The organism is Paenarthrobacter sp. AMU7 (assembly GCF_041200195.1).
Classification (GTDB): Bacteria; Actinomycetota; Actinomycetes; order Actinomycetales; family Micrococcaceae; genus Arthrobacter.
On record NZ_CP165735.1, the window covers coordinates 4,332,107 to 4,351,537 of the forward strand.

Sequence of the window (19,431 nt, forward strand, 5' to 3'; positions counted from 1 at the left end):
CAAGCAACGATCCCAGCCAACAGGCGGGCACCCCTTAAAGCCGGGGTTACGCTTGATCGGTGGGCAATTTCAAAGGGTGGCATATCGTGGCCGGGTTGGCCGCAATGGCCCTTGCCGCACCCTTGGGCTCTGCCATGGGATTGAACTTTGTGGCAACCTTCATGTTCGCGTGCACAGTGTTCGTGGCCGTTGCGATGTGGACGGAATCAAAAATTGCACGACGCCGGGACGCGGCTGAGGCGTCCGCCGCCGCCGAATCGGCACGCCCGGCAGGCGACCCCAACGAATCCGATGACGCCACAAGGTCCGACGACGCCACAAGGGAGTAGGCATGGGGTTCAATAGCGGTATGGCTTCGACTTCCCCCTCCGTTGTGTGGCCCGTGGTGCATGAGGAACGTCGCGCCCTGATCCGGGACCTTGAACCACTTCAGCCCTCCCAATGGAGGACCCCGTCACTGTGCCCTGGCTGGGACGTCCATGATGTCCTGGCGCACGTGATCGACAGCGCCAAAACCACGCGCCTTAATTTCATTCGCCGGATGATTGCCTCCCGGCTGAACTTTGACCGCGACAACGCCGTAGGTGTTGAGCGCGAAAGGACCCCTGACCCGGCTACGACCCTGAGTCAGTTGAAAGCCGTGCTCTCCCGGACATCCGGGCCGCCTGCAGGCCTGGGGACCCGGTTGGTGGAGGCGTTCGTCCACGGCGAGGACATCCGCCGTCCGCTGGGGATGCGCCGCGACTACCCCGCCGCGCACGTGGCCACTGCCCTGCACTATCAGGTGCGGACCAGCACCAAGATGGGCGGAGGCAAGGAGGTGGCAGGAGGCTGGCGCCTGGTGGCCACCGATGCATCCTTCGATCACGGGGATGGCCCTGCTGTGGAAGGGCCGGCCATTGCCCTGCTGCTGGCGGTGTCCGGCCGACCAATAGCAGAGGACGAGCTGAGTGGCCCCGGGGCTCCGGTGTTCTTGCGGCGGACACCATCATGAGGGCGCGGAGCAGGCCGGCAGCAATGCTGTCTGCAGACGTAGAAGTTCTGGGATTGAAGGGGCGGATCCTGTGGGCTGGGGGCACGCCTGAGCCTGCCGCTGTCCCCGCTGCCGGCTCTGAGGCCGATCCCACCGGGCCCGTCTATGTCCTGGTTCACGGCATCGGAGTCTCACACCGCTATTTGGCCCGGCTGCACACAGTCCTTGCAGCGAGCGCACCCACCTACTCCTTGGACCTCCCGGGGTTTGGAGGGACTCCAAAGCCTGATCGACAGCTTTCGGTGGAGGACTACGGCGCCTTCATTGCGGAGGCCCTCGCTTCCCGCGGCATCGGTTCGTACGTTTTGGTGGGCCATTCGATGGGTGCGCAGTTTGTTATCGAGGCGGCTTTGCATTCACCGGATCGGGTCCGCCAGGTGGTGCTGATGGGGCCAGTGGTTGATTCGCGGCACAAAAACGTGAGGCGCCAGTCCGTGGCTCTTCTCCTTGACGGGATGCTCCGCGAAAGCCCCTCCTCCAATTTGATCGTCACGTCGGACTATCTCCGCTGCGGTCCGCGCTGGTACCTTACTGAACTGCCGGTGATGATGACGTACCCCACCGAGAAACGCTTGGCTGGTATCAAGGTCCCTGTGCTGGTCCTAAGGGGAAGCCGCGACAACGTGGCCGGCCCGGACTGGTCGCTTCGGCTTTCGAGGGCCGTTGACCAGGGGCGCTTGGTGGAGATCCCCGGCGTCGGGCATGTAGCGCAACACATGCGGCCCCAGGCTGTGGCGGACGCCATCCGGAGTTTCGTTGCAGCGACAGCGCTTCACGGCCAGGCGCCTTGATGAGTCCACGCGTCCCGGCTAGGCTGGCGAAGCCATCGCATTAGTAAGTTTGCTTATGAAAGGGCTGATCGTGACCACTGGAGATAACAAGGACGAGCAAGGCTTCGGCGCAACCGGCGCCACTGGCCCCTACGGTGCCGCAACGCCCCCGGCCACCACCAAGAATGACGTCAACGCCGACCCCGAATTGCGCCAGGACGAAGACGAGGACCCCGCCGCATCCTCCAACCCCGATCCCCTCGACGGGAACGTCACGGGCTTGGAACCAGGCGGAGGAGTGCCCCCGGGAGAAACCCCGCCGGCCGAGGGCAGCATGAGCAGCGACCAAGGACACGAGGAGTAAGCAACTGCGGGCGCCAAGCTACGGCAGCCCCAGGAGCTCCCCAAGATCGTAATCCGCCGGCTCTTCCAACTGGGAGTAAGTGCAGCTCTCCGGCGTTCGGTCCGGCCGCCACCGCCTGAACTGCGTGGTGTGCCGGAACCGCTCGCCCTCCATGTAGTCGTAGGCCACCTCGATGACCAGCTCGGGACGCAGGGGCACAAACGAGAAATCCTTGCCCGCGCTCCACCGGCTTTGGGCACCGGGCATCCTGGAACCGCCGGCTCCGTCGCCCTGGCTGGCCCACTCACCCCAGGGATGCTCGCCCAGTTCAACCTGATACGGCTCGAGCTCAGCTACCAGGCTTTCCCTGCGGGCCATGGGGAAGGAGGCCACCACCCCCACATGCTGGAGCCGGCCGGCGTCGTTATAAAGACCCAACAGCATGGACCCCACAACTTTCGCGGTCTTGTGCCAGCGGAAGCCGGCCACCACGCAGTCCGCAGTGCGCTCGTGCTTGGTCTTGAACATCACGCGCTTGTTGGGCAAGTACGTCCCATCCAAGGGCTTGGACAGCACACCGTCCAGGCCTGCGCCTTCCAACTGCACGAACCATTCCTTTGCACGCTCAAGGTCCGTGACTGCAGGGGTGACGTAAACGGGCGGCTCCGCCTTGGCGAGCGCATGTTCCAGGATGGCCCGACGCTCCGAAAAGGGAGTGCCCATCAGGTCGTCATCGCCGAGGGCAAGGATATCGAACGCGATCATGGACGCCGGAGTCTTCTCGGCGAGCATCCGGACCCGGCTGTCCGCGGGGTGGATCCGCTGCTGCAGCACCTCGAACTCCAGCCGGTTGCCCTCGATCAGGACAATCTCGCCGTCGATCACGCATTTGTCCGGAAGGTTCTTCCGCAGCGCCTCCACCAGTTCGGGAAAGTAGCGGGTCATGGGTTTCTCGTTGCGACTGCCCAGAATGATCTCATCGCCGTCCTTGAAGACTATGGTCCGGAAGCCGTCCCACTTGGGCTCGTAGTGCCCAACATCGGGGATGGCCGGAACGGATTTGGCGAGCATGGGCGAGACGGGTGGCATCACAGGCAGGTCCATAGACAATGTCTACCTGCCGGTGCACGCGGAAGCTAGTCCCAGGCGATGGATATCTTGGCCGTGGTGGCTGCCGCACCGGGAGCTCCCAGCGCCGGCCCCGAAGCCTAAGTGCCAGGACCCTCTCATCCGGGGAGGCCTACCGTCCGTTATATTAATGTGACTTTACTTTCCGGCTCATGTACCGTCGTAGGGCGACCCGTATCTCCGCTGGGCCGCTTCCGGAATGACGCCGAGCTCTGCCGCATTCCGGAATCCGCCAGACCCGCGGCAGAGGCGGGGGACCCAAAAGTTCCCGGACTTTCCCAAGTCCTTGGGGTGAAGCCGCTACGGCGGCCGGACGGCCTCGTCCGAACCCGACAGCTAACCTCGAAGGCGTTGAGAGGCAACCACCATGTCCCCAACCATGGATCAGCCGCGCCGCGCCGAGACTGAACGCGGGCGCACCAAGCCAACCGGACGCCGTCGGGCCCACCCCAGCGGATCCCCCCTCAGCGCGCAGCCAGACACTGTGGCCGCACCCGGAACGACAAGCACGACGCCGGAGGCCGCCACTGCGGCTATCCCCGCCGTCGCAACACATACCACGCGTGCAGCCGCGCGCGCGGCCGAGCGGGAGCGTGCGGCACGGGCCGTGATCGCGCCTGAAGCATCGGCCTCGCAGCCGGCCCCGGAAACGGCCGCACAGGAGGAACCCGCAACTGCGGCGATTCCCGTCGTGGAGGCAGCACAGGCTGCAGCTCCGGCCTCCACTACGCCAGGGCCTCCTACCGCGGCCATTCCCATCGTGCAGCAGGCCGCCCCGAACCACGGTTCTCAGGAACCCGACACCCCGGAGCCCGTAACTGCCGCCATTCCGGTGGTGGCCGAGTCCGCCCGCACTGAGCCACCGCGGGGCAAGTCCCCTGCCCAGGTCGCGGCGGCCGCAACGGCCTCGGCAGCACTGGCGAGCCGCAAGGATCTCCGCAAACCTGCAGCTGCGCCCACGGCCGCCAAGCCGGGCTTTGGTGGCTCTTCGCCAGGCCGGGAACCCCATACGGTCCTGCGGAAAGCTGCATCCGTCAAACACATGAGCCAGCGCATGGCCGTGGTGGCCGGCGCTCTCGGGTTGCTCCTGACAGCCGGTACCCTGGGGCAGGCCCTCGAGCTGCCATTCTTCGGCCAGGAGACCCCCTCCCAGGAAGCCAGCGGCGCCGACCGGAATTCAGGCTCGGCGACTCCCGCGCCCAGCGCCTCCTACTCAAGGGCATCATCGCCCTCCGCGTCAGCTGCTGCGACGTCGGCAGGCGGCCAACCGGCCACGGTTCCGGAGGCACCCGCACCAGGGTCGCCGTCGTCGGTTCCCACCCCGAAAGTTTCCTTGGCCGACCCCGTATGGGTCCCGTCCGCAGTGCCGTCAACCATCGCCGCGGACCCGGCCACCGCCAGCCCGATCCCCACCCAGCCGGCGCCGGCACCCAGCGAGGCGCCGTCGGACACGATCACCACGCCACCCACGACTCCGACGCCCACAACCACACCGACGGTCACACCCACGCCGGCTCCTACCCCCACGCCGACGGGGACTCCCACGCAGACCACCAAACCCAAGCCCTCGGGCAAGCCCAGTGCGGCCACCGCGCCGCAGCCCTCCGGGACGGCACTTGAAGAAATCCTTGACGCGGCAAAGGACACCCTCAAATGAGCACCCGCTTGCCACGCACCACCACGCATGTGGGATGGCACAGCCGGTACTGCAGCAGCAGCCGGACGGCCACGTTCCGGCGTCGATTGGGCCGCTGGAGCTGCCAGCGCCTGAGGCGGCCGTAAAGCAAGACCGTGCCAATGAGCAGGCGCCCGCACCGGGCGCCTGCTCATTGTTCTTGACAACCTCAGATCCGCGGCCGGCCGGCCCAGCGGCGAGCTTTCAAGGCAGCGTGCAATTCGACGCGGATCGCTCCGCTCAACGGGTCAGCGCCGATGAGCTGCCGGATCCGGCCGAGCCTGTTGTAGATGCTGCTCCTGTGGAGATGGAGTTTGGCCGCGACGTCCTGCACTGAACCATCACTGTCATAGAGGAGTTCCAGGACGGGCAGGAGTTCGCCGTTCTTGTCCTGGTCCTCCAGCGTTCGGAAGTGCACGGAACCTGTGTCGTCCCAACCTCCGGGTGCCAGCAAGCGGTCGAAGAGCTGATAGACGCCTACGGACCGGCTGTCCACGAGCTCGCCGAGGGGTTGATCGACGACGGCAGCCTGCGCTGCAACCTTGGACTGCCGGTACGCTCCTGCGAGCTGCCGGATCACCTGGAACGGCTCGCTGATGCCCAGGATCACCCGGTCCACCGCCCTGCCGGAGCGCTTGGCGAGTTCCAGTTGATAGTGGACCAGCACCTGGGCGTGGTCCGCCCGACCACCGGACTCTCGAAACAGGACCACGGAATGCGTCTCCGTTCCGGCGCTGAACAACGCAGCGTTGACGCCGATGGTGGACTGCAGTGCAGCTGTTCGGTGCGTAAGGGTTGCGGCGAGGGGATCGACGTCGGACCTCGCGCCGTCCGCGTCCAGGATGGTCACCAGTTGCCATGGACCGCGGCCTTGGATCTCCTTCCACCCGGCCACGGCCGCCACGGCATTCGATTCGCCACTGCAGGCCGAGAGGAACTCCTGCTCGCGCCTGCGCCGGAATTCCGACTCTGCAGTGTTTGAATCGAGGAGCAAACCCGCCAACAGGTCCAACTCATCACGCACGCCGGGCAACTCGGCGAGTATCGCCGTCGGACTTTGTTCTTCAACGTCCAGCTGGACCCACAAGTAGCCCACGCGGAAGCCGCGCACCAGGAGCGGCACGCAGACGCGGCCCAGCATTCCGAGTTCCTCGTTGGCGGGAACGACGACGGGACGCACCGCCGTGGCGATGCCGTGGGACAGTTGCCACGCGCTGACGTCGCTGGGGACACGCTTGCTGAGGAGGAAGTTCACGCGGACGCGGTCGGCGTGCGACTGGTTGGAGCTGTACGCGAGGAGGACGCCGTCGAGGTCTTCGAGGGACAGGCCGCGGCCCAGCTTCAACGCCACGCGTTCAACGATCTGTTCCACGTCCTGCTGCATCAGGAAAGCGTACCAACAGCAGGCGACACCTGACGCTCCAGGGCTCGACAAATGTCGAGATGCAGAGGTGAAGATCCTTGAGTTTCCGGGGCGCCTCCGCCTGTGCGCGGCAAAACCCATGTCGCCTGCCTCACAGCCGGATTTATTCTGGAATCACAGCCCGCAACACATTTTCGGCCGAAAAGGCCGCTAACGATGGAGCCCACAGATGATCATCGGCGTCCCCAAAGAAATCAAGAACAACGAGTTCCGCGTAGCCATCACGGCCGCAGGTGTCCACGAATTCCGCACCCATGGACACACCGTTCTGGTTGAGCGTGGCGCAGGCCTCGGCTCGGGCATCACCGACGAGGAATACTCGATCGCCGGCGCCGAAATCGTCAACGAAGCTGACGACGTCTGGGGCCGTGCGGACATGGTCATGAAGGTCAAGGAGCCCATCGCGGCCGAGTACCACCGCTTCCGCAAGGGCCTCATCCTCTTCACCTACCTGCACCTCGCCGCAGAACCCGAGCTCACCGCCGAGCTCATCAACTCCGGCGTCACGGCCATCGCTTACGAAACCGTGCAGGAAGGCCGCACCCTTCCGCTGCTCGCTCCGATGTCCGAGGTAGCAGGCCGCCTGTCCGTCGTGGTGGGCGCTTCCTCGCTGATGGCTCCCGCCGGTGGCAAGGGCGTCCTCCTGGGCGGCGTACCGGGTGTCCGCCCGGCCAAGGTTGTTGTCCTCGGCGCCGGCGTTGCAGGAACCAACGCCGCTGCCATGGCGCTGGGCCTTGGTGCTGATGTCACCATCATGGACATCAACATCAACCGGCTGCGTGAACTTGACGCCCTCTACCAGGGCCGCCTGAAGACCGTTGCCTCCAACGCTTACGAGATCGAGAAGTCAGTCATCGATGCAGATCTCGTCATCGGTTCCGTCCTGATCCCGGGCGCCAAGGCTCCCAAACTGGTCACCAACGAGCTCGTTGCCCGCATGAAGCCGGGCTCGGTCCTGGTGGACATCGCTGTTGACCAGGGCGGCTGCTTCGAGGACACGCACCCCACCACCCACCAGGAACCGACGTACAAGGTCCACAACTCGATCTTCTACTGCGTTGCCAACATGCCTGGCGCTGTTCCCAACACCTCCACGTACGCACTGACGAACGTCACCCTGCGCTACGCCGTGGCACTGGCCAACCTGGGCGTCAAGGCTGCCTTCGACCGCGACCCCGCGCTGGCTGCCGGCCTCAATATCGCCGCCGGCCACGTGGCACACCACTCCGTTTCCGAGGCGCACAACCTGCCCCTCGTCAACGACTGGCACACCCTGGTCTCCGCGTAGTTCCAAGGCCTAACAAACACGACGGCGGGGTGCGGCTTCCACACGAAGCCGCACCCCGCCGTCGCGGTTTAACCCGCAACGTTATCCACCCCGGTAGTTCTCCCCATGGCAGCCCTGTTCCGCAGTAGTTATGCTCGGGAGACGCCTGGTGCCACGACTGGTCCGCAGGTTTTTACCAATGTCGCTACGTTCAGGGGATGCGTGATGGGGCTGAGTACATAATGGGGCAGGGACTGGTAGGCGCCGACGTCGGTGATCTCCGCCGACTCTCGGCAGTGATGGACTCCGAAGCTGAGAAGATCACCACACTTCAACAGCAGCTCAATGTGCTCATCCAGAATGGCCACTATTGGCGGGGAAACGATGCCGAGCAATTCCGCAGCAACTGGCACAGCCAGCTGTACGGACGGCTCGGTGCGGCAGCGGTTTGCCTCAAGGACAACGCCCGCGCCCTGAAACTCAATGCCGACCAGCAGGAGCAAGCCTCGCTGGGCGGGGCGGGACGGGGGCTTGGCGACGGAAAGGGCAGAGGCCCCTCAGGGCCGCTGGGATTCACTTTTGATCCCACCACCTTCGGTCCTGTCACTGTGGAAGGCAATGGCGGATTCGACAGTCAGGCATCGGGCGAAACGCACGGATCCATGGGGCCGGGCGGAATCGCGATTGGTGGCTCCGGTGATGCGTCCACTGGCGGTGAGATGACGTGGACAGCGGAATCCGGATACGGGCCGGTGGACACCACTGTCACCAACGAAACATTCATCGGAGCGCGTGCCAACGGCGAGTTCGATGCAAGTGTGCCCTCCGGGCTGCGACTCCCCCATGCCAGCGCCACCGGCGAAGCTTTTGCAGGGGCCGAGAACACCACCACCGTGCGGTCCGACTTCTTCGATGGCTGGGTCACCAACACCTCTACCACGCGAATGATGACCGGAGTAGAGGCCAGCGCACACGCCGAAGCGACCAGCCCATTCCTGTTTTCTGCGGGCGGTGAGGGTTTTGCCGGTCAGAAGGTCACCATGGATAACAAGACCGACTTCGCCGGAGGGCTGTTCTCCCTGGGGCAAGGCGGAGAACTGCGCGCCGGTGCCTGGGCAAGCGCCGGCGAAGGCGAGCTGAGCGTCAAGGGCAGCGAGACAACTGGTACAGCCTTCAGCGCAGGTGCCGGAGCGGAACTGACCGGAAGCCGGTACGTCGAAGTTTTGGGCCAGACGCTGACCCTCAACGCAACAGTTGCCGCAGGAGCCGGGGAGGGTCACTTCTTTACGGCTTCCATGGACGAAGACGGACTGACCCTCGGCGCGGGTGCCAAGATCACTGCGGAGCTGGGACTGGGAGCAGGTGGCCAGATCACCATCAGCCCGTCCGGGTTCGTTGATTCAGTGACCGGGTTCGTCGACTTCCTCAGCAAATAGCTTCCTGCACTGACAGCGCTCCGAAAGGGCTCCCATGACATCGCACCAGGTTTTCCCATCCGCCGAGTTCCCCGCCTACCCCTCCATCAAACTCAACGCGCCCGCGGGATGGTCCCAGCAAGTTGTCCCCGATGCGGTGGGCGCCCTGATGGCACCCGCTGCGGAAGGACGCTACACGGCGAATGTGGTGATATCCGTGTCGCGCCGCTTGCCCGGCTATCAGCTCCAGGACATCGCCGCGTCCGTGGACTCGTTCCTGGACGCCTTGCCGGATGCAGTTCTGCTGGGCACGGAGCCGGTGGTGATCAATGGTCGGGATTGGCACGTACGCGAAGCACGCTACACGCATCCGCAGGCCGGCTCGCTGGCCCAGTTCACCGCCGTCACGGTAGTTCACCACGAGACCGCAGCGGATATTGTCCAGCTGACGGGCAGTTGCCAGCCCACTGAAGGCAACGACGACCTCAAGGCCATCTACTCGCTGGTTGCCAGCGCGGACGTTACGCCAGCGTCCTAGCCTGCTCAATCAGCTTCAGCACCGCAACGGAGCCGTCCGGATCAACAGGCAAGGGAAGCGCCGAGGCTGTGCCGCCGTCGTCGAGCTTTTCCGCCAGAATCCGGTAGAACTCGGGGTAGGCGCCACGCTCTGTGGGGACCTGGATGCGCTGCCCGTTCAGTTCCAGCGTGCCATGGTTTTCTGCGGGTTCGACGCCGTACCGCGCGTCCGTAGGGAGCCCGCCTCCCAGCACGTAGGGCTCCTGGGGGTCGGTGCCGAACTTCACGAAGCCACCCTCGGTGCCGAGGACGCGGAAGCGCGGGCCGTGCAGGTGGCTGGTCAGGTTGATGGTGACATGGCTGACCACGCCGGACTGGTGCCGGAGTGCCAGGAAGACATCGTCATCGACGCTTTCCTGGGGACGGCGCGCCTGGATTTCCGCGTAGGTGACGGTGGCTGGACCAAAGAACTGCAGGCACAGGTCCAGAACGTGGGTGCCGAGGTCGAACAGGACACCGCCGCCGTCTTCCGCAGTAGCACTGGCCTTCCAGGCTTTGGCAATCTCCGGCGCCCAACGCTCCATTCCCACCTCGAACCTGGTCACTGTCCCCAGCGTTCCGGCGTCGAGCAATTTCCTGACGGTGAGCGAGTCGCCGTCCCAGCGCCGGTTTTGGTACACGGTGAGGACCCGGCCCAATTTCGCCGCCAGTCGGATCAGTTCCTCGCCCTCGGCGCTGCGGACCGTGAACGGTTTGTCCACGACGACGTCGAGCCCGGCTTCCAGCGCGGCTTTCGCGAGCGGGAAATGGGTTGCGGGCGGTGTGCCCAGGACGATGAGGTCCAGCTGGTCAGCCAGCGCCAGGATGTCCTCCGGCGTGCTGACAATGGTGGCCTGCGGGTAGCGGTCCTTGGCCTTGGCTTGGCGCGACTCGTCCGAGGTGGAGATGACGGCAAGCTCATATGCAGGGTTGCTGGCAATGAAGGGCGCGTGAAAGACGCTGCCCGACAGGCCAAAACCTGCCACGGCGGTACGGATCGGCTGGGAAGTCATGACCCTAGGCTACCGACCCTCTCTCACATAACAGCCCTTTCACGCCAACCCTCTATCACCGGGTGAGAGAGCGTCCGACCCAAGCACGCGGGACGTGAGAGAGCGTGGGGACGGCGAAGGCCGGGAACCTCCCCGACCCGATGAACAGGTTGGGGATGTTCCCGGCCTTCTGGAAACTACATCTTGGACAACTACAGCGGGGAGGCTACTTCTTGGCGCCCTTTTCCCAGCCGAGGGTGGTCCAGTCCGGAACGTTGGAGAGGCTCTGGAACAGGGACGGGCCGTAGTTGGCCAGACCCTTGCGCACGAACTGGATCTCCGGGCCGTTCATCACGACGCCCATGGAGAAGTACTTCTCCATGTGCTTCTTCTCTACCTCCATGGCGGCCTTGTTGCGCTCGGCGTCATCCGCGATGCTCGAAAGTCGCTTGATCTCGGCATCAAGTTCAGCGTCGCCCAAGCCATTTTCGTTGGTCTCGGAGTCGTAGTACTGCTTCACAGCGTCGGTAGCGTCCGGGCCAACGGTGTACCCGGAGATGGTGACATCGAACTCGCGTGAGCCAACAACCTTGCCGAAGTCAGCGTCGCCGCGCTGGTCGATGGAAACATCCATGCCGGCGGCCTGGAGCTGCTTCTGCAGGGTCTGGGAGGTGGCAGCGGTAGTGGGGTCGTCACCGAAGTTGGTGATCTTGAAGGCGACCGGGACGCCATCCTTCGCCATGATGCCCTTGTCGTTGGCCGTGTAGCCAGCGTCGGTCAAGACCTTCTTGGCTGCATCTGCTCCGGTGTCCTTCACGGGGTAGTTGTCCTGGTAGTACTCGGAGAACGGCATGAGCATCATGGAACCTGAGCTCTCTTCGGACCAGTTCAGGCCGTTGAAGCGGACATCGCGGATGGCCTTGCGGTCGACGGCGGTGAAGATCGCCTTACGCACGGCAACGTCGGTGAGGGCAGGGCGCTTGGCGTTCAGGTTCAAGCCACCTGCGAACAGGCGCTGGCCACGACGGATCTCGGAGTCGGTGGTCCCTTCGAGCTGCTTGTAGCGCCCCAGGGTGCGGCCGTTGGCTGCGTCGATTTCGCCGTTCTTGAAAGCGGCGATGGTTGCACTCGGCTCCATCTGGCGCCAGATGACCTTCTCGAGGACCGGCTTCTGGCCCCACCACTTCTCGTTCGGAACCATGGTGACCGTCTTGGCGGTAGTGTCGTAGTTTTCAACCTTGAACGGGCCGGCCATCCACTCGGGGTGCATGTTGCCCGCGAAACCGGTGTTGAAGGTCTCCGCGGAGTTATTGGCCGGGTGGATCAATCCGAAGAAGAGTGAGTCCAGCGGGTAGACAGGCTGGGTGGTGGTAACAACGACTTCCTTGTCGTTGGCGCCGGCCTCGACCGAATCAACGAAGGCGTAGTTGCCTGCCGTGACAATGTCGATGGCCTTGTCTTCACCCTTCAACATGTTCCAAGTGTTCTGGAACGTCTTGACGTCGATCGGTGTGCCATCGTTCCAGGTGGCCTTCTCGTTGACCTTGATGGTGATGGTCTGCTTGCCATCCTTGACTTCGCTCTTGACCTCTTCACAGAAGTCCTTGTTGGGCTCTGCCTTGCCACTGAAGTCCAGTTTCCAGCAGCCACCGATGCCGCCGCTGCTGATGGCAGCCGGGTTGACCGGTGTCAGCAGTGCAGAAGTATCCGCGCTGTTGCCGACATTGGAGAAACCATTGAAGTCCGGTCCAATGCTGCCCACGCCCAGGGTGACAGTGCCGCCCTGCTCAAGATCTTTTGCTTCCTTGGCGTTGACGCTGATCAGCTTGCTGATGTCGCCGCCACTTTCTTCTGCCTTCTGCGAGGCCGGACCCGACGGCGTTCCCCCGCCGCAAGCGGTCAGCATGAGCGTTGCTACGAGCGCTACGCCGCCAATCGTCGTGTACTTCTTCATGGTTTGCCCTTCGTGTTTACGACTGAAATATCTTTGCGAGTTGAGACCAGGGATGTATTCAATGCTTCATATGTCGTCAGGCATGCACCACCAGCATGTCGGCATCCAGCTCTCCGTCCGGGAAGAAGCAGGCGAAGTCCTGCGCGCCTTCCTTCTCAGAAGCCAATGGCGGCTCCAGAGTAAGGCACTTCTCCTGCTTTGCGGCAGGTAGTGCGGCGAACACGGGACAACGGGTGGCGAAATTGCATCCCTTGGGAGCATCAAGCGGGCTGGGAAGGTCACCCTGCAGGATTATGCGTTCGCGGGTACGTTCCAGGTTCGGGTCGGGCACCGGGATGGCGGACAAAAGCGCCCGGGTGTAAGGGTGGCGCGGATTGTCGAAGACATCGTCTACGTCGCCGGTCTCCACGATCTTGCCCAGATACATCACGGCAACCCGGTCTGAAATGTGGCGGACCACGGAGAGGTCGTGGGCCACCATCAGGTAGCTCAGCCCCAACTCGGCCCGGAGCTTGTCCAACAGGTTGATGACTCCGGCTTGGACGGAGACGTCCAAGGCAGAAACCGGCTCGTCCAGGACCACGAGCTTGGGATTGACCGCCAGAGCCCGGGCTATGCCGATACGCTGGCGCTGACCGCCGGAGAACTGGTTGGGGAAGCGGTTCACGTGGTCAGGCTGCAGGCCCACCAGCTTCATGAGTTCCATGATGCGTTTCTTGATGGCGGCCTTGGGCATCCCGAGGTTTTCCAAGGGCTCAGCCAGGACTTCATACACGGTGAAGCGTGGATCCAGGGCGCCGGTGGGGTCCTGGAAAACCATCTGCATTTCCTTGCGCATGGCCATCTTGGTCTTGTGGTCGGTAGCCACTTTGTTGCTGACGCCCCCGATGATGACTTCGCCCATCTGATCCGGGTGGAATTCCATGATCTCCAGGAGCGTGGTGGTCTTACCGCAACCGGACTCGCCCACGATGGAGACGCACTCGCCCTCGCGGATGTCGAAGCTCAGCCCGTCCACGGCCTTGACCGTGCCGATCCGCCGCTTGATCAGGGCACCCTTGAGCAGCGGGAAGTGCTTTTTTACATCCTTGAGTTCCAGGACCTTGTCGCGCTCGACGCGGGCAACGCCGTCGAACTTTGACACCGGCTTGGGCGGCGCGTGGAAAATCTTGTGGGCGTCAGCGTCGCCGCTGAGCTGGTCTGCCTTAATGCAGGCTGCCTTGTGACCCAAAGTCTGACCTTCAACTCCGGGCACCGGGAACAGTTCCGGTTCGCCCTGAAGGCAGGCATCGCTCACCATCGGGCACCGAGCGGCGAAGGAGCATCCAGTGACGGGCAACGCCAGGTTGGGCGGGGTCCCTTCGATGGGCACCAGCGACTGCTTGCCCGAGGTATCCACACGCGGCACGGCCCCGAGCAGGCCCAAGGTATATGGCATCCGGGGGTTGTAGTAGATGTCCTCCACAGTGCCGGTCTCCACCGGCTTGCCCGCGTACATCACCATGATGTCGTCGGCCATGCCCGCTACGACACCGAGGTCATGGGTGATCATGACGACGGCGGCGCCGGTCTCCTCCTGCGCCGTGTGCAGGACTTCCAGCACCTGCGCCTGGATGGTGACGTCCAACGCCGTCGTGGGTTCATCAGCGATGAGCACCCGAGGATCGTTGGCAATCGCGATGGCGATCATGACGCGCTGGCGCATGCCACCGGAAAACTCATGCGGGAAGGCCTTCAGCCTGTCCTTAGGGCTCGGGATGCCCACCATGCGTAGAAGGTCGACGGCGCGGGCTTCTTTGGCCTGCTTGCTCATGGTGGGGTTGTGGACCGTCAGCGCCTCAATGATCTGGTTGCCCACCGTGTAGACGGGCGTCAGCGAGGACAGCGGATCCTGGAACACCATGGCAATGTCACTGCCGCGGTGCTTGCACATGGCTTTGTCAGACAGGCCAAGGAGCTCCTTGCCCTTGAAGCGCACGGAGCCGGTGATGTCCGCGGTTTCGGGGAGCAGCCCCATGACGGCCATGGACGTCACGGACTTGCCGGAGCCGGACTCACCCACGATGCCCAGGGTCTTCCCGGGCATGAGATCGAAATCCACTCCGCGGACAGCGTGGACCACACCGTTTTCGGAGTTGAAGCGGACGTTGAGGTCGCGAACGCTGAGGACGGCGTCGCCGGGAGCGTAAAGTCCAGCGTCGCGGAGGCGTTCGGCCGGCGTGTGGGAGATGTTGGTGCTCATTTGTTGACCTTCTTTGCGGTCTTGGTCTTCGCCCGGCCGATGGAGCTGGAGCTGGGGTCGAAGGCGTCGCGGAGGCCGTCGTTCATCATGGCCAGCGAACCGGTCAGCAGGAACATGACAGTCAGCGGTACCCAGAACATCCACGGGAAGGAGGACACCTGGCCCGTGGCTTGGCCAATCAGGACACCCAGGCTGACGTCTGGAAGTTTGATGCCGATGCCGATGAAGGAGAACGCAACTTCGGCCAGGATTGCGCCGGTGATGCCGCGGGTGAAATCGAGCACCAGCAATGAGCCAATGTTCGGAACCAGGTGGCGCCACACGATGCGGCGGGACGGGACGCCCATGTACTTGGCGGCTTTGACGTAATCGCGCTGCATGAGCGACAACGACAGCGAACGCACCAGGCGGGCAGTTCCCATCCAGCTGAAGAACAGCAGGACGACGACGAGCAGGAGCCAGCTGGGGAGGTCCTTCAGACCACCGCTGCCGCTGGTTGCAACGGCCACCACCAGGATGGCGGGCATCATGATGAGTGCTTCGAGGATGAACAGCATGGTGGCGTCCACCTTGCCGCCGAAGAAGGCCATGGTGCAGCCATACACCGCGGAAATCAACACGGAAATGCCGCCCACGATCAAGCCGATGAGGATGGAAGTCCGTGTGCCGTCCACAATGAGCGCCATGAGGTCGATGCCGGCCTGCGTGGTGCCCAGCAGGTGGTCCGGCGAGGGCGGCATACCAATGTTCAACGGATCAAGCGTGTCTTTGTCCCACGACGTCAGGAACCCGCCGAAAATCGAGAAGAGGAACAATGCGAGGAAGATGAACAACCCGGCGACGGCGGTACGGTTCCGCATGAAGCGACGGAAGATGATGCGGGACTTGCCGATGACGACATCCTGGTCGCCGACCCGGGATTCGTCGATTTCCGCAATGGGATCGATGATGTTGGTCATGACTGGACCCTCACTCGTGGATCGACCAGCGTGGTGGCGAAGTCGGCAAGGATGGCCCCGATCGCGAAGATCACGGAGCCGTAGGCCAGCGTGGCGGTGGCGACGTTGACATCCTGCAGGCTGATGGCCTGGATGCTCCAGAGGCCGATGCCCGGCCACGCGAAGATGGCCTCGGCGAAGAAGCCGCCGGTGAAGATCGCCGGGATGGTGAACGCGATGCTCTGGGCGACCGGGATGAAGGAGACGCGCAGGGCGTGCTTTCGGATGGCCTGGTTGCGGGTGAGCCCCTTGGCCCGTGCTGTGCGGACAAAGTCGGCATTGACGTTGTCCAGGAGATACTGCCGCTGGGCTATCTGGTAACCGGCCCAACCAAAGATGGTCATCGCGAAGGTGGGCACGGCGTAGTGGGCAACCAGGTCCACGAAAGCCGGCCAGCCAGGGTCGATTCCCGGCGTCGAAATTCCCGTCACGAAGAAGATGCGCTCCCCAACGGCCTCGTTGATGCTGATGGCGCCGAGCTGCACCAGGAAGTAGGCGATGGGCGCTGGGAGGATGTGGACCAGGTAGCTGTAGGACGTGATGACACGGTCTTGGAACTTGTACTGGCGTGCGGCGGAATAGACACCGAGTGCGACGCCGATGACCAGGGTCAGGATGATGGAGGCGATGAACAGCCGGGTGGAGACCATCACGCGGTCCGCGAACTCGGCGTTGACGAACGCGCCGTTCGGGCTGCGTCCCCAGTCCCAGCGGGTGACGATGCCGCCAAGCCACTGAATGTACCGTTCCCAGGGGTTTAACTCCGGGTCAAGTCCCAGTCCACGGAATGACGCTGCTACCTGTTCCGGGGTTGGCCGCGGAATTTTCTCTTGCTCCAGAACCGCCGGCTTGAGCGAGGAGACTGCCAGGAAATACCCGGCGCTGGTGGTCAGGAAGATCATGATCAGGTAGATGCCCGACCGCTTCATCAGATATTTCAGCATGTCGGGCGGCTGCCCCGAATCGTGGCAAAACTCAATGCTCGTCCTTCCGCGGTTCCCGGCTGTGGCCGGCGTCAGCTACGAATTGATGCAGCGGGTTCTTGGGTCCCCCACACCCCTTCAGTGACCACCAGCCCTGTATGGCATGCGTCACATTCAAGAGGAAACTACCACAATAACTGCTTCACGTTTTGCTTCCTCGCGTCCAGTTTCCCGCCTGCAGCCAGATTGTTATGTGCAGACTGCGTCACGTTACCGACGCCAATGGCACTTATGCGCCTGAAGTAGCGGCAATGGGGGCGCTAACAGGCGGGGCGGCGGGTTGCGCGGCCGGCAGCAGCGGAGCGCGGCCCACCCGCGGGCAGTCAGGTGGCGGGCAGCAGCCGCGTGATCAGTTCGCGCCAGGAGTCCGTGAGGCGCGTGGGTGAAATGCCGCGCACTCGGACGTCATCCACAATGCGCTCAGGGTCCAGGGCATAGGTCAGGGACATGGCCATCACCCAGGGATCAGCAATCCCGGCCTCGCGGAGCAAGATCTCCATGTGGCGGTGGGAGAGCTTGGTTGCGGGGACATCGAACCTGTTGCGGGTGGCAGCACCCGCCGCCTTCAGGAGTTCGCCGTTTTCCAGGACGAAGAAGATCCGCCCTTCGCCGAACGCAATCAGTCGTTCCTTTGCGGCGGCGCCTGGACCCAGCGGTGGTGGCCCGAACATGAAGCCGTGTTGGAACTCGGATTCAGAATCGCTCAACAGAGTCATCATGAGCCCCGCCCTGCTGCCGAACCGGCGGAAGACAGTGCCCTTGCCTACATGGGCCTTACAGGCGAGCGCGTCCATAGTGAGTGCTTCCGCGCCGAACTCGGCCACCAGGTCCCGGGCAGCGTTGAGAAGGCGCTCACGATTTCGGGCGGCATCGCTGCGCTCGTGGGGCGCGCCCAGGGGCACGTCCGGCCGAAGAGGGATGGAGCTCACAGAAATATTCTAGACCCCGGGAATAGAAAGCGGACCATAGTCCGTTTAGTATCGATGAAGGCTCCAAAGCCCAGATACCGCAGGTCGGGTTCCGCAAGGTACCCGGCCAGACACAAGGAGACACCATGTCCAAGAGCACCGTTCTTACCCTCGTCGGCAGCCTCCGCGCCGATTCCCACAACAAGAAGCTCGCCGAAGCCATCCAGCTGAACGCGCCTGAGAATGTTGATGTGCAGATCCACGGCTCGCTGGGCAACATCCCGTTCTACAACGAGGACATCGACGTCGAAGGTCAGGTCCCCGCCGAAGCCGCCGCACTCCGCGCCGCAGCAGCCGACGCCGACACCATCCTGCTGGTCACCCCCGAGCACAACGGCACCATGCCCGCCTCGCTGAAGAACGCCATTGACTGGCTGTCCCGCCCGTTCGGCGCCGGCGCCCTCTCCGGCAAGCCGACCGCCGTCGTCGGAACCGCTTTTGGCCAGTTCGGTGGCGTGTGGGCCCAGGACGAGGCCCGCAAAGCAGCCGGCATCGCAGGTGCCAAGGTCCTGGAAGACGTCAAGCTGGCCGTCCCGGGTTCGATGATCCGCTTCGCCGAACTGCACCCGAAGGACGACGCCGAGGTCGTAGAGCAGATCAAGGGCATCTTCGAGCCGCTGACGGCCGCCCAGGACGAAGAAGCAGCAGCCTAGTCTTTCGCCTTCAACGCCCCCGTTCCGCTTTTGTGCGGGGCGGGGGCCTTCGCGTTCCTGCCGACTGTTGGCCTGCCGGACAGCCCCAACGTGACCAACTCTTGTCCGAACCGTCACCGTAGCGGCATGTTGTGTTCCGTCCACCCGGCCTAACGTTGGAGATACAGGTGGACAGGAGCGCGGGGCTGTCATGTATGCCGGACGGGGACTAAAAAGTACGACGGCGATCACGGCTGCCTGCCTCTTCTTCAGCCTGGGAGTGGCTGGCTGCACCACTGTCCCCGCAGATCCTGCTGTCCCCGAAGGCGCAGCCCCTTTGCCGACCGTCTCCGTGACGCCGACGGCACCCTCACAGAGTGCAACGCCTTCTGCGTCGCGCCCTGTTGCCTCGGCTTCTGCCCCCGTAGTCCCCGGCACGCCGTCCGTTTCCGTATCCGCCGCGCCGCCCTCGCCGGCAACACCAACACCGCCGGCACTTTCATCCGCTCCCCCGGGCACCCCGGACGTTTCCGCAGCCGCGCCTACCCAGCCGCGTGCCGCCGTCGAGCCTTCACCCGAACCGGGCACCAGCGCTCCGGAGCCTGCAGAAACCGGCACGGTAAAGACCGTGGATGCCTCCGGTCCGGCGGTGTACTACGTGGCAATCGACGACGGCGGCGCCCGCGGCGTGCGGTTCGGCTGCAACGACAGCCTTGTTCCCGTCCGCGGCATGGCCGTTCCCGGGGATCCGCTGACCGTGGCGCTGGGCCGGCTGCTGGAGGCAGGAATGCCGGTGGACAGCGATGCAGCCCTCTACGATGCCCTGGCCGGTTCCTCCCTGCGCTACCTGTCCGGCTACATGAGCGGGGCCACCGTGGTGGTGAACCTCAGCGGGTCGCTGCGGCCCGGGGGTGTATGCGACATTCCACGCATCCAGGCGCAACTGACGCAGACCATCGTGGCGGCCAGCGGTGCGTCGCGGGCCGAGATCTATGTGAACGGCAGGACGTTGACGGAGGCCCTCAGCGTACGGTGAGCAGCGGTACGGTGAGC

At 63.9% G+C, this 19,431-nt stretch carries 18 protein-coding genes and 1 riboswitch; of the genes, 10 read left to right on the forward strand and 8 right to left on the reverse strand.

From position 1 onward, the window contains the following. The first annotated feature begins 59 nt into the window (after positions 1 to 59). From ABQM86_RS19875 to ABQM86_RS19890, 4 genes are all read left to right on the forward strand, one after another. Positions 60 to 329 (forward strand): hypothetical protein, encoded by a 270-nt coding sequence (locus ABQM86_RS19875; RefSeq protein WP_207595325.1) that lies wholly within the window; start codon positions 60 to 62, stop codon positions 327 to 329. A gap of 2 nt (positions 330 to 331) precedes the next feature. Further along, positions 332 to 994 (forward strand): maleylpyruvate isomerase family mycothiol-dependent enzyme, encoded by a 663-nt coding sequence (locus tag ABQM86_RS19880; protein ID WP_369745381.1) that lies wholly within the window; start codon positions 332 to 334, stop codon positions 992 to 994. Between the two features lie 23 nt (positions 995 to 1,017). Next, positions 1,018 to 1,824 (forward strand): alpha/beta fold hydrolase, encoded by an 807-nt coding sequence (locus tag ABQM86_RS19885; RefSeq protein ID WP_369745382.1) that lies wholly within the window; start codon positions 1,018 to 1,020, stop codon positions 1,822 to 1,824. Between the two features lie 70 nt (positions 1,825 to 1,894). Then, entirely contained in the window at positions 1,895 to 2,167 is a 273-nt protein-coding gene (locus ABQM86_RS19890) for a DUF6480 family protein (RefSeq protein WP_369745383.1), read from the forward strand. An 18-nt stretch (positions 2,168 to 2,185) separates the two neighbouring features. Here ABQM86_RS19890 and ABQM86_RS19895 read toward each other — a convergent pair whose 3' ends face one another. Continuing rightward, positions 2,186 to 3,250, reverse strand: coding sequence for an ATP-dependent DNA ligase (locus ABQM86_RS19895; RefSeq protein ID WP_207595329.1), 1,065 nt, complete (start codon positions 3,248 to 3,250; stop codon positions 2,186 to 2,188). 244 nt (positions 3,251 to 3,494) lie between these two features. Beyond that, positions 3,495 to 3,639, forward strand: a riboswitch (cyclic di-AMP (ydaO/yuaA leader). Between the two features lie 2 nt (positions 3,640 to 3,641). Here ABQM86_RS19895 and ABQM86_RS19900 point away from each other — a divergent pair. Then, the gene (locus ABQM86_RS19900; protein WP_369745384.1) at positions 3,642 to 4,931 is read left to right on the forward strand and encodes a hypothetical protein; all 1,290 of its coding nucleotides are present in this window, start codon (positions 3,642 to 3,644) and stop codon (positions 4,929 to 4,931) included. A gap of 187 nt (positions 4,932 to 5,118) precedes the next feature. Here the strand turns inward: ABQM86_RS19900 and ABQM86_RS19905 are convergent, their stop codons facing one another. Continuing rightward, the gene (locus ABQM86_RS19905; RefSeq protein ID WP_369746695.1) at positions 5,119 to 6,336 is read right to left on the reverse strand and encodes a PucR family transcriptional regulator; all 1,218 of its coding nucleotides are present in this window, start codon (positions 6,334 to 6,336) and stop codon (positions 5,119 to 5,121) included. A 205-nt stretch (positions 6,337 to 6,541) separates the two neighbouring features. On the opposite strand from ABQM86_RS19905, the gene ald reads away from it, so the two are divergent. From ald to ABQM86_RS19920, 3 genes are all read left to right on the forward strand, one after another. Further along, positions 6,542 to 7,660 (forward strand): alanine dehydrogenase, encoded by a 1,119-nt coding sequence (ald, locus tag ABQM86_RS19910; RefSeq protein ID WP_091463716.1) that lies wholly within the window; start codon positions 6,542 to 6,544, stop codon positions 7,658 to 7,660. A gap of 197 nt (positions 7,661 to 7,857) precedes the next feature. Then, positions 7,858 to 9,075 (forward strand): hypothetical protein, encoded by a 1,218-nt coding sequence (locus ABQM86_RS19915; protein WP_369745385.1) that lies wholly within the window; start codon positions 7,858 to 7,860, stop codon positions 9,073 to 9,075. A gap of 34 nt (positions 9,076 to 9,109) precedes the next feature. After that, positions 9,110 to 9,592, forward strand: a complete 483-nt coding sequence (locus tag ABQM86_RS19920) for a hypothetical protein (RefSeq protein WP_089596573.1) — start codon at positions 9,110 to 9,112, stop codon at positions 9,590 to 9,592. Here ABQM86_RS19920 and ABQM86_RS19925 read toward each other — a convergent pair. The 6 genes from ABQM86_RS19925 to ABQM86_RS19950 all read right to left on the reverse strand — a co-directional run bounded on the left by ABQM86_RS19925 (position 9,576) and on the right by ABQM86_RS19950 (position 17,707). Beyond that, a complete protein-coding gene (locus ABQM86_RS19925; RefSeq protein ID WP_207595333.1) occupies positions 9,576 to 10,622 on the reverse strand; it encodes a Gfo/Idh/MocA family oxidoreductase in 1,047 nt (348 codons plus the stop codon). The genes ABQM86_RS19920 and ABQM86_RS19925 overlap by 17 nt on opposite strands. A 205-nt stretch (positions 10,623 to 10,827) precedes the next feature. Next, positions 10,828 to 12,555 carry an ABC transporter family substrate-binding protein gene (locus ABQM86_RS19930; protein WP_207595334.1) on the reverse strand — a complete coding sequence of 576 codons (1,728 nt, stop codon included), beginning with the start codon at positions 12,553 to 12,555 and terminating at the stop codon, positions 10,828 to 10,830. 76 nt (positions 12,556 to 12,631) lie between these two features. Then, positions 12,632 to 14,797: an ABC transporter ATP-binding protein gene (locus tag ABQM86_RS19935; protein WP_280624400.1), complete on the reverse strand. Its 2,166-nt coding sequence runs from the start codon at positions 14,795 to 14,797 to the stop codon at positions 12,632 to 12,634. Beyond that, a complete protein-coding gene (locus ABQM86_RS19940; protein WP_207595336.1) occupies positions 14,794 to 15,756 on the reverse strand; it encodes an ABC transporter permease in 963 nt (320 codons plus the stop codon). Before ABQM86_RS19940 ends, ABQM86_RS19935 begins: the two co-directional genes overlap by 4 nt. Further along, positions 15,753 to 16,739, reverse strand: coding sequence for an ABC transporter permease (locus ABQM86_RS19945; protein WP_369745386.1), 987 nt, complete (start codon positions 16,737 to 16,739; stop codon positions 15,753 to 15,755). The genes ABQM86_RS19940 and ABQM86_RS19945 overlap by 4 nt, the downstream gene beginning before the upstream one ends. A 362-nt stretch (positions 16,740 to 17,101) precedes the next feature. Beyond that, positions 17,102 to 17,707 (reverse strand): TetR/AcrR family transcriptional regulator, encoded by a 606-nt coding sequence (locus ABQM86_RS19950; protein ID WP_207595338.1) that lies wholly within the window; start codon positions 17,705 to 17,707, stop codon positions 17,102 to 17,104. 125 nt (positions 17,708 to 17,832) lie between these two features. Between ABQM86_RS19950 and ABQM86_RS19955 the strand changes: the two genes are divergently transcribed. Continuing rightward, positions 17,833 to 18,399 carry an NAD(P)H-dependent oxidoreductase gene (locus ABQM86_RS19955; RefSeq protein ID WP_207595339.1) on the forward strand — a complete coding sequence of 189 codons (567 nt, stop codon included), beginning with the start codon at positions 17,833 to 17,835 and terminating at the stop codon, positions 18,397 to 18,399. A gap of 190 nt (positions 18,400 to 18,589) precedes the next feature. Continuing rightward, positions 18,590 to 19,414 (forward strand): hypothetical protein, encoded by an 825-nt coding sequence (locus ABQM86_RS19960; RefSeq protein ID WP_369745387.1) that lies wholly within the window; start codon positions 18,590 to 18,592, stop codon positions 19,412 to 19,414. Positions 19,415 to 19,431 lie beyond the last annotated feature (17 nt).

What these genes read in the sequence shown, in the direction of transcription:
- ABQM86_RS19880 (WP_369745381.1), top strand. Translation starts at nt 332, where the DNA reads ATGGGGTTCAATAGCGGTATGGCTTCGACTTCCCCCTCCGTTGTGTGG.
- ABQM86_RS19885 (WP_369745382.1), top strand. Translation starts at nt 1,018, where the DNA reads ATGCTGTCTGCAGACGTAGAAGTTCTGGGATTGAAGGGGCGGATCCTG.
- ABQM86_RS19895 (WP_207595329.1), bottom strand. Translation starts at nt 3,250, where the DNA reads ATGGACCTGCCTGTGATGCCACCCGTCTCGCCCATGCTCGCCAAATCC.
- ABQM86_RS19900 (WP_369745384.1), top strand. Translation starts at nt 3,642, where the DNA reads ATGTCCCCAACCATGGATCAGCCGCGCCGCGCCGAGACTGAACGCGGG.
- ald (WP_091463716.1), top strand. Translation starts at nt 6,542, where the DNA reads ATGATCATCGGCGTCCCCAAAGAAATCAAGAACAACGAGTTCCGCGTA.
- ABQM86_RS19915 (WP_369745385.1), top strand. Translation starts at nt 7,858, where the DNA reads ATGCGTGATGGGGCTGAGTACATAATGGGGCAGGGACTGGTAGGCGCC.
- ABQM86_RS19920 (WP_089596573.1), top strand. Translation starts at nt 9,110, where the DNA reads ATGACATCGCACCAGGTTTTCCCATCCGCCGAGTTCCCCGCCTACCCC.
- ABQM86_RS19925 (WP_207595333.1), bottom strand. Translation starts at nt 10,622, where the DNA reads ATGACTTCCCAGCCGATCCGTACCGCCGTGGCAGGTTTTGGCCTGTCG.
- ABQM86_RS19930 (WP_207595334.1), bottom strand. Translation starts at nt 12,555, where the DNA reads ATGAAGAAGTACACGACGATTGGCGGCGTAGCGCTCGTAGCAACGCTC.
- ABQM86_RS19935 (WP_280624400.1), bottom strand. Translation starts at nt 14,797, where the DNA reads ATGAGCACCAACATCTCCCACACGCCGGCCGAACGCCTCCGCGACGCT.
- ABQM86_RS19940 (WP_207595336.1), bottom strand. Translation starts at nt 15,756, where the DNA reads ATGACCAACATCATCGATCCCATTGCGGAAATCGACGAATCCCGGGTC.
- ABQM86_RS19945 (WP_369745386.1), bottom strand. Translation starts at nt 16,739, where the DNA reads ATGCTGAAATATCTGATGAAGCGGTCGGGCATCTACCTGATCATGATC.
- ABQM86_RS19955 (WP_207595339.1), top strand. Translation starts at nt 17,833, where the DNA reads ATGTCCAAGAGCACCGTTCTTACCCTCGTCGGCAGCCTCCGCGCCGAT.
- ABQM86_RS19960 (WP_369745387.1), top strand. Translation starts at nt 18,590, where the DNA reads ATGTATGCCGGACGGGGACTAAAAAGTACGACGGCGATCACGGCTGCC.